7 protein-coding genes and 1 pseudogene are annotated in these 8,780 nt (G+C 73.0%); 6 read left to right on the plus strand and 2 right to left on the minus strand.

Features of this window, described 5'->3' with window-relative positions:
* Positions 1-129: 129 nt before the first annotated feature.
* The 5 genes from ABT085_RS13725 (at position 130) to ABT085_RS13745 (ending at position 6,483) form a co-directional block, all read left to right on the plus strand.
* A complete protein-coding gene (locus tag ABT085_RS13725; protein ID WP_351605928.1) occupies positions 130-2,751 on the plus strand; it encodes a sensor histidine kinase in 2,622 nt (873 codons plus the stop codon).
* The gene (locus ABT085_RS13730) at positions 2,741-3,178 is read left to right on the plus strand and encodes a roadblock/LC7 domain-containing protein (protein ID WP_351605937.1); all 438 of its coding nucleotides are present in this window, start codon (positions 2,741-2,743) and stop codon (positions 3,176-3,178) included. Before ABT085_RS13725 ends, ABT085_RS13730 begins: the two co-directional genes overlap by 11 nt.
* A gap of 7 nt (positions 3,179-3,185) precedes the next feature.
* Complete coding sequence (locus ABT085_RS13735; protein WP_351605940.1) at positions 3,186-3,566, plus strand: DUF742 domain-containing protein; 381 nt, start codon at positions 3,186-3,188, stop codon at positions 3,564-3,566.
* 359 nt (positions 3,567-3,925) lie between these two features.
* Positions 3,926-4,714 (plus strand): carbon-nitrogen hydrolase family protein, encoded by a 789-nt coding sequence (locus ABT085_RS13740; RefSeq protein WP_351605943.1) that lies wholly within the window; start codon positions 3,926-3,928, stop codon positions 4,712-4,714.
* Between the two features lie 71 nt (positions 4,715-4,785).
* A complete protein-coding gene (locus ABT085_RS13745) occupies positions 4,786-6,483 on the plus strand; it encodes a flavin monoamine oxidase family protein (RefSeq protein ID WP_351605945.1) in 1,698 nt (565 codons plus the stop codon).
* A gap of 46 nt (positions 6,484-6,529) precedes the next feature.
* Here the strand turns inward: ABT085_RS13745 and ABT085_RS13750 are convergent, their stop codons facing one another.
* Together ABT085_RS13750 and ABT085_RS13755 are read right to left on the minus strand one after the other, a co-directional pair.
* The gene (locus ABT085_RS13750) at positions 6,530-7,459 is read right to left on the minus strand and encodes an LLM class F420-dependent oxidoreductase (protein WP_351605948.1); all 930 of its coding nucleotides are present in this window, start codon (positions 7,457-7,459) and stop codon (positions 6,530-6,532) included.
* A gap of 103 nt (positions 7,460-7,562) precedes the next feature.
* Positions 7,563-8,249: a DUF5995 family protein gene (locus tag ABT085_RS13755; protein ID WP_351605951.1), complete on the minus strand. Its 687-nt coding sequence runs from the start codon at positions 8,247-8,249 to the stop codon at positions 7,563-7,565.
* A gap of 102 nt (positions 8,250-8,351) precedes the next feature.
* On the opposite strand from ABT085_RS13755, the pseudogene ABT085_RS13760 reads away from it, so the two are divergent.
* Positions 8,352-8,780, plus strand: a pseudogene (locus tag ABT085_RS13760) (glycoside hydrolase family 6 protein); the annotation flags it as partial.

The raw sequence follows: 8,780 nt of genomic DNA on the forward strand, positions 1-8,780 counted from the left end.
ACCTTGGGTAACCATTGCGAGGCGGCCAGGCATCCCGTAGTTTGAGCGCCGCCAGCTACCAGCCGGTAACAGCGTGTCGCAGCCACCCTGCGCCTTCCACCCGAACCGTACCGCCGCCCAGGGGAGTCCATGCGCTGGCCCATCGGCCGTCCCACCACCGTACGCGCGCGCATCGTGGCCCTCGCGCTCGCTCCCGTCCTCGCCCTGATGACGCTGTGGTCCTTCGCCATGGTGTCGGTCACCGGCGAACTGCGCGCCCTGATCCGCCTCCAGGGGGTGTACGAGGACTTCGGCACGCCCGTCGACACGGCGGTCGGGCAGATCCAGATCGAGCGCCGGCTCTCGGCCGCCTACCTGGGCGGACGCAACCGTACGGCCGCCGCGGTGGACCTGATGACGCAGCAGCGGCACACCGACCACGCCGTCGAGGCGATGCGCGATGCGATCGGCAACGGCGACCGCGGCCGGCTCTCCGCCCGGCAGCGCGATGCCCTGGACGCCATGCTCGCCTCCGTGAGCGGTCTGGAGCGGCTGCGCGAGCGCGTGCTGTCCCGGGACATCTCCTGGGACGGGGCGGTGACCGCCTACGACACGCTCCTGGAGCCCGGCTTCGACGTCCCGTCCGCGCTCACCGCGCTCCAGGCGGGGCAGCTGGCGCGCGAGGCGCAGACCGTCGTGGAGCTCGTCCGGGTGAGGGAGTTCGTCTCGCGCGAGGACGCGCTGGTCGCCGGAGCGCGGGCCGCGGGCCGGCTGAGCGACGGCCAGTACGACATGCTGACGGCGACCATCGAGGACCGCCGGGTCTTCGAGCGGACCTATGTGCCCGACCTGCCGGACGACTCCCGGGCGCTGTTCGAGCAGTTCCAGCGCGAGGACCTGCACCGGCAGCTCACGAAGAGCGAGGACGCCCTGCTGCGGGCCGGAGCGGGCGGCGCGGCGCGGGCCGTCGCGGCCGACTCCTGGCGCACCACCACCGACCGGGCCGTCAAGCGCTACATGCAGCTGTGCACCCGTGCCGCCGAGAACTCCGCCGCGCGCGGACGGGAGTTCGCCTACGGGGAGCTGACCCGCGCCGCCGTCGTGGCCGTGCTTGGACTCGCCGCCGTGTCCCTGTCGCTGTGGTTCGCGGTGCGCGGCGCGCGGCGCATCTCGCGCCGCCTGGAGCTGCTGCGGGACGCGGCCGACCTGCTGGCGACCCGTCAGCTTCCGTCGGTGATGAGCCGGTTGAGTGCCGGCGAGGACGTCGACGCGGCGGCCGAGGCGCCGCCCCTGTCGGACGGCGAGAAGGTCGCCGACGAGATCGGCGACGTCGGCCGGTCCTTCAACTCCGCCCGGCTCGCGGCCGTCGAGGCCGCGGTGCAGCAGGCCACCCTGCGGCGCGGGCTGTTCGCGGTGCTGCTCAACATCGCCCGCCGCAACCAGGCGCTGGTCCACCGGCAGTTGAAGCTCGTCGACACGCTGGAGCGGCGGACTGACGATCCGGACATCCTCCAGGAGCTGTTCCGGATCGACCACCTCACCACCCGTATGAGACGGCACGCGGAGAGCCTGATCATCCTCTCCGGCGCCGCACCCGGCCGCAGATGGCGCAGCCCGGTCCCGGTCGCCGACGTGGTCTCCGCCGCGGTCAGCGAGATCGAGGACTACACGCGCGTGGTCGTCCCGTCGATGGAGCGGATCGGCATCGCCGCGGACGCCGTGGCCGACGTGGTCCATCTGATCGCCGAACTCCTGGAGAACGCCGCGGTGTTCTCCCCGCCGCAGACCCAGGTCACCCTGCGCACCGGGCACGCCCGCGGCGGCTTCGTCCTGGAGATCGACGACCGCGGCCTGGGCCTCGACCCGGAGCAGGCGGAGCAGGCCCGGCGCACCCTCACCCGGCCCGACGAGTTCGACCCGACCCGGCACGAGCGCCTCGGCCTGTACGTGGTCAGCAGGCTCGCCGCCCGTCAGGGCATCGAGGTCACGCTGTGCCGGTCCCCGTACGGCGGGACCACGGCAGTGGTCCTGCTGCCCGAGTCGTTGCTCGCGTCGGTGGAGCCGACGGGTTCCGGCGCGGCGGAGAGCGGCCTCGGCGAGCGGGCCGCGGTGGAGTCCGGTGCCGGAGGGCCGGTCGCCGTCGCGGCCGTCGCCCCGCAGACCGGGCCCGTGCCGCCACTGCGCCCGCTGCCCACCCGCTCCCGCCCCGCGCTTCCCGAGTCCGCCACGCCCGAGTCCGCCGCTCCCGAAGCCGACCTCGAACCCGAACCCGACCTCGAAACCGAACCCGACCTCGCACCCGTAGCCGAACCCGGAGCCGTCCCCGCGTCGGCGGCGCCTGCGTCGGCCGTCCCCGCGTCGGCCGCGCCCGGTGTCGCCGTGCTGCCCACCCGGGTCCGGCAGGCGGCCCTCGCCCCCGAGCTGCGCCAGGAGCCCCCGCGGGCCCCTGCCGGGGCGTCCGGGCGCGAGGTGAGCGCGGAGGACATGCGGGCGATCTTCGGCTCCTTCCAGCGCGGGCTGGACCGCGGACGCAGGGGCGTCGAGCCCGGCCCGGGGGGCGCCCCCGCACCCGGAGAGCCCACCGGCGCCGGGCACTCCAGGACCGCCGACGGCCCGACGGACCACGGGCACCCTCGCACCGTCGACGACCGGACCGGCCGCACGCCGCAGGCCGGCACCGCCGGTGAGCGAACCGCACCCACCCCTCAGGCCCGTATTGCCGGTGAGCGAGCCGACACGGACGAAAGGAGGGACGCCGAAGATGCGCCCTGACAACACCGTCGAACAGCCCGGTACGGACCTCGGCTGGCTGCTCGACGATCTGGTGGCCCGGACCGACCACGTCCGTCAGGCGGTCCTGCTCACCGCCGACGGCCTGCCGCTGTGCTGCTCGGCGGGGATCGAACGGCGCGACATCGAGCATCTGGCCGCCGTCTGCTCCGGGTTCCACAGCCTGGCCTGCTCGGCGGGCGAGCGGTTCGCCGCCGGCCAGGTACGACAGACCATGGTCATGCTCGACGACGCCTATCTCTTCATCACCCCGGCGGGCAACGGCAGCCGTCTCGCGGTGCTCAGCGAGGCGCAGACGGACGTCGGCCAGCTCGCCCACGAGATGGAACTGCTCGTCCGCCGCGTCGGCCGCCATCTGGACGCCGCCGTACGCGAGGCCGCCGCGCCCGCCGGTCCGGCCGGCGCCTGATCCCCTGGTGGCAGACGACGACCACTGGTACGAGGACGAGACCGGGCCCATGGTCCGGCCGTACGCCGTGACACATGGCCGGACCCGGCCCTCCGGCGGACCCGCCATCGACCTGATGTCCCAGGTCACGGCCCTGTGGCCGGAGGACGGCGGCCCGGCGCTCGACCACGCCCGCTCCTCCCTGCTCGACCTGGTGCGCCGTGGGCCGCGGCCGGTCGTCGAGCTCGCGGCCGACGCCGACCTGCCGCTGACCGTCGTCCGCGTGCTGCTCGGCGACCTGGTCGCGGGCGGTGTGGTGCGTGTCGACGAGCCGCGGCGGCTCGTCTCGGGCCCGGCCGCCGACCCCGAGCTGCTGCGCGAGATCGCGGACCGCCTGCGCGAGCTGTGAGCCATGAGCGGGGCCCTGATCAGGAGCCCTGCCCACGAGATCCGACCACGAGATCCGACCACGAGCTCCGACCAAGGGCCCTGACCAGGAGCCCTGAGCGGCGCGCGAGGCGGCCGGGGCGGGGGAGCCCGTGACTGTGTCGCGTCGCACACCCCGAAGCCGCTCGACGGCCCGCTCCGAGGCGGCACGCATGCCCCGCCCCAGGACGCGAGCGGGCCCGCGCAACGAATCGCCGCCGACCCCGGGTGCGACGCAACGAACCGCTCACCGGCGCGCAACGGCTCCTCCTTGTCCGGCCCGCTCCGCCGCCCGTACCGTCTACGTGACCCCAACCCCTCCGTATCCGGTGAGGAACACGCATGCGCACCGCCCTGCTCCAGAGCTCCGGCCGCCCCGGTTCCGTCGTCGAGAACCTCAAGGTCCTCGACGAGGCCGCGGGCCGTGCCGCCGCCGCGGGCGCCGCGCTGCTGGTCACCCCGGAGATGTTCCTGACCGGGTACGCGATCGGCGACGAGATCGGCCGCCTGGCCGAGCCCGCCGACGGCGCCTGCGCCGACGAGATCGCCGAGATCGCCGGCCGGCACGGCCTCGCGGTCGCCTACGGATACCCCGAGCGCGACGGCGAGACCGTCTTCAACTCCGCCCAGCTGATCTCCGCCCACGGCACCCGCCTCGCGAACTACCGCAAGACCCACCTCTTCGGCTGCTTCGAGCACGAGCACTTCGTCCCGGGCGGGACGCCGGTCGTCCAGGCCGAGCTGGACGGTCTGCGGGTCGGCATCATGATCTGCTACGACGTCGAGTTCCCGGAGAACGTCCGCGCCCACGCCCTGGCCGGCACCGATCTCCTGGTGGTGCCGACGGCGCAGATGCACCCGTACCAGTTCGTCGCCGAGTCCGTGGTGCCGGTGCGCGCCTTCGAGAACCAGATGTACGTCGCCTACGTCAACAGGGTCGGCCGCGAAGGGGAGTTCGAGTTCGTCGGGCTGTCCACGCTGGCCGGTCCCGACGGGGTCGCCCGTACCCGCGCCGGCCGCGTGGACGAGCTGCTGCTCGCCGACGCGGACCCCGCCTTCCTCGCCGCGTCCCGCGAGACGAACCCGTATCTCAAGGACCGCCGTCCGGGCCTCTACGGATCCCTGGTCTGACCGCCGCCGCTCCCCTCCAGCCCTCCCCGCTCCCTCGTCCCCATGTTTTTCGCGCAAGGAGTCCGTACCCCATGACGTCCACCGTGCCCAACGCCGTCGAGCACGCAGACGAGCAGCAGCTGCCGATCACCATGTTCGGCCCGGACTTCCCGTACGCGTACGACGACTTCCTCGCCCACCCGGCGGGCCTCGGCCAGATACCCGCGACCGAGCACGGCGCGGAGGTCGCCGTCATCGGCGGCGGCCTGTCCGGGGTGGTGGCCGCGTACGAGCTGATGAAGATGGGCCTCAAGCCCGTCGTGTACGAGGCCGACCAGATCGGCGGCCGGCTGCGGACGGTGGGCTTCGAGGGCTGCGACCCCTCCCTCACCGCGGAGATGGGCGCGATGCGCTTCCCGCCGTCCTCCACGGCGCTCCAGCACTACATCGACCTGGTGGGCCTCGAGACCCGGCCCTTCCCCAACCCCCTCGCCGAGGCGACCCCGTCGACCGTCGTCGACCTCAAGGGCGAGTCGCACTACGCGACCAGCGTCGACGACCTGCCGCAGGTCTACCGCGACGTGATGAACGCCTGGAACGCCTGCCTCGAGGACGGCGCCGACTTCTCCGACATGAACCAGGCCATGCGTGAGCGCGACGTGCCGCGCATCCGCGAGATCTGGGCCCGGCTCGTCGAGAAGCTCGACAACCAGACCTTCTACGGCTTCCTCTGCGAGTCGGAGTCCTTCAAGTCCTTCCGGCACCGCGAGATCTTCGGCCAGGTCGGCTTCGGCACCGGCGGCTGGGACACCGACTTCCCCAACTCCATCCTGGAGATCCTGCGGGTCGTCTACACGGAGGCGGACGACCACCACCGCGGCATCGTCGGCGGCTCCCAGCAGCTGCCGCTGCGCCTGTGGGAGCGCGAGCCGCAGAAGATCGTCCACTGGCCGTACGGCACGTCGCTGAAGTCGCTGCACCCGGACGGCGAGCCGAAGCCGGCCGTGACCCGGCTGCACCGCACCGCGGGCAACCAGATCACCGTGACGGACGCGAACGGCGACATCCGCACCTACAAGGCAGCGATCTTCACCGCCCAGTCCTGGATGCTGCTGTCGAAGATCGCCTGCGACGACTCGCTCTTCCCGATCGACCACTGGACCGCGATCGAGCGCACCCACTACATGGAGTCCAGCAAGCTCTTCGTGCCCGTGGACCGGCCGTTCTGGCTGGACAAGGACGAGGAGACCGGCCGTGACGTCATGTCGATGACGCTCACCGACCGCATGACCCGCGGCACCTACCTGCTGGACGACGGCCCGGACAAGCCCGCCGTCATCTGCCTCTCGTACACGTGGTGCGACGACAGCCTGAAGTGGCTGCCGCTGTCCGCGAGCGAGCGGATGGAGGTCATGCTGAAGTCGCTCGGCGAGATCTACCCGAAGGTCGACATCCGCAAGCACATCATCGGCAACCCGGTGACCGTGTCCTGGGAGAACGAGCCCTACTTCATGGGCGCGTTCAAGGCCAACCTGCCCGGTCACTACCGCTACCAGCGGCGCCTGTTCACGCACTTCATGCAGGAGTCGCTGCCCGAGGACAAGCGGGGCATCTTCCTCGCGGGCGACGACATCTCGTGGACGGCGGGCTGGGCCGAGGGCGCGATCCAGACCGCGCTGAACGCGGTCTGGGGCGTCATGCACCACTTCGGCGGCACGACCGACGCGACCAACCCGGGCCCGGGCGACGTCTACGCCGACATCGCCCCCGTGGAACTCCCGGAGGACTGACCGCCGACGGAGGCCGGCCGGCCCGAGCCGGACCCGGGCGGCGGGCTCAGATCCCCGCCGCCCGAGTTTTCTCGTAGACCTCCGCCGCCACATCCTTCAGTTCCTGCGCGTCCCGCGTTCCGGACTGGAGCTCGACGAGGATCTCGTCGAGACCGACCTCGGCGTGCGCGGCGAGGTCCTCGACGATCTGGTCGACGCTGCCGTGGAACGGCGCACGGCCGGTCCCGGAGCGGCCCTGGGCCAGGTACCGGGCGTTGGCGCGCAGCACGGTCCGGATCGGCCGGGTGCGCCCGCGCTCGGCGGCCAGTTCCTGCAACCCGCGCCACTGCGCGGCGAGTTTCTCCGCGCCCATGGCCACCGGAAGCCATCCGTCGGCGTGGTCGACGAGCCGGCGCTGGGCCGGCCCCGGGCCCGCCGCCAGCAGGATCGGGATCGGCCGGACGGGCTTGGGACCCACGACCGCCGAGGCGATCCGCGTGACATGGCCGTCGTACGACACCGGGTCCGGGCCCCAGACCGCGCGGCACACCCCGATCAGCTCGTCCAGGGCCGCGCCGCGCTCCTCGAACGGGCGCACCGACGAGGCCGCGTACTCGTCGTGCGACCAGCCCGTGCCGAAGCCCGCGAGCACCCGGCCGCCGCTGACCGCGTCCAGCGTGGCGAGCGTCCTGGCGAGCCGGAACGGCATGTGCAACGGGGCGACCAGCACGCTGCTGCCCAGCTCGACCCGTTCGGTGGCCGCCGCGGCGAGCGTGAGCGTGACCAGCGGTTCGGCCACCCCGCGGTACTCGTCGGGCCAGGGCAGGCCCTCGATGCCGTACAGACCCTGGGTGGCGGGTTCGGGGACGAGGAGCCGCTCGTAGACCCAGAGGCTGTCGTAGCCGATCGCCTCCGCGGCACGGGCCACGTCGGGCACGTCCCGGCCGAGGTCGTACTTCCGGTTCTGCGGAAGACCGAGTCCGAGCTTGGTCGCCATGTCCGACTGCTCCTTCGACACAGGGTGCGGTTCCGCCGAACGTACAACGCGCATACGGCGGTTCAGGCTTGCGGTGGCCGGATCCGGACACCGGCGCGGCGGATCAGACGGGCAGCGGCGTCAGCAGCATGCGGCCCGCCAGACCGACCGCCGCGTCCAGGCGCTGCGCGAACTCCCCGGCCACGTCGGGCAGTGCGCGCAGCGCCCACAGGGCCCGTGCCGCCGACCAGGCGGCGTCCCGGGCGCGTTCCAGGCTCCAGGAGCCGAGCAGATGGGCCAGCGGATCGGCGATCCGGAACAGGTCGGGACCCGGTGTCAGATCGTCGCGGATGCGCTCCTCCAGCGACCCGAGCAGCTCGCCCACGCGGTCGAACTCGTCCTCCAGAGCCGCGGGTTCGCAGCCGAGCGTACGACAGGCGTCCACGACGGCGAGCGCCAGGTCGTGGCCGATGTGCGCGTTGATGCCCGCGAGCGCGAACTGCACCGGGCGTACTCCTGGATGGCGGCGGAGCTGGAACAGCGGCCGCCAGCAGGCCGGTGGGCGGCGCCCGTCGGCCACCGCGTCGACCGCCGTCAGATAGCGCTCGGCGAACCGGACGTCCAGCGTGCTCGCGGCCCGCGGGTCCGTGAACTCGCCATGGTCGATGTGCCGGTCGACCTCCTCGGTCACCGTGAGGTAGACGCGGTTGAAGACCGCGATCCCGTCCCGCGCCTCCAGGGTCGCGTCCAGGGCGCGCATACGGGAGACCACGGTGTCTACGGAAGTGGTGAACTGTTCCAATTGCGCCATGGGGGCAGGGTCCCAGTCCTAGGCTCTGCGACGTGCCGGCGGGCCCGACGCTTCCCCAGAACGAGGGAACGATCCCGTCGGTCGGGAGAGGGGATCAGCACCTTGGCAGGCTTACGAGCCCAGCGTCCGGCCGCACGCGAGGACCGGCGCGGCCGCGCCGTCGGGCGGGGGAGCATGGTCGCGCTCGCGTCCGTGGTGGTGGCCGTCGCCGCCGTGGCCGCGATGACGTCCGCGCCGGGCGGGGCCCGGAGTTCCGGCGAGGCCCGGCCCGGTCCGACCGGTTCACCGGCCCTGGCGTCCTGGCCGGCCGTGCCGCCGGTCCCCACGGCCACGGCCTCGCCCTCGCCGTCGTCCAGCCCGAAGGCGAGTCCCACCGCCTCCCCGGCCGGCCCCCGACGGGCCCGGCCGACCGCCGCCGTGTCGCCCCGCCTCTACCACTACCCCGACTCGCAGGTGGACGAGTGGGTCCACGACCACCTCCCATCTGTTCTGCGAGAAGCCCGAAGGGATCCCCGTCCGTGCCCCATGAAA

Source organism: Streptomyces sp. NPDC002265 (assembly GCF_040296125.1).
Classification (GTDB): Bacteria; Actinomycetota; Actinomycetes; order Streptomycetales; family Streptomycetaceae; genus Streptomyces.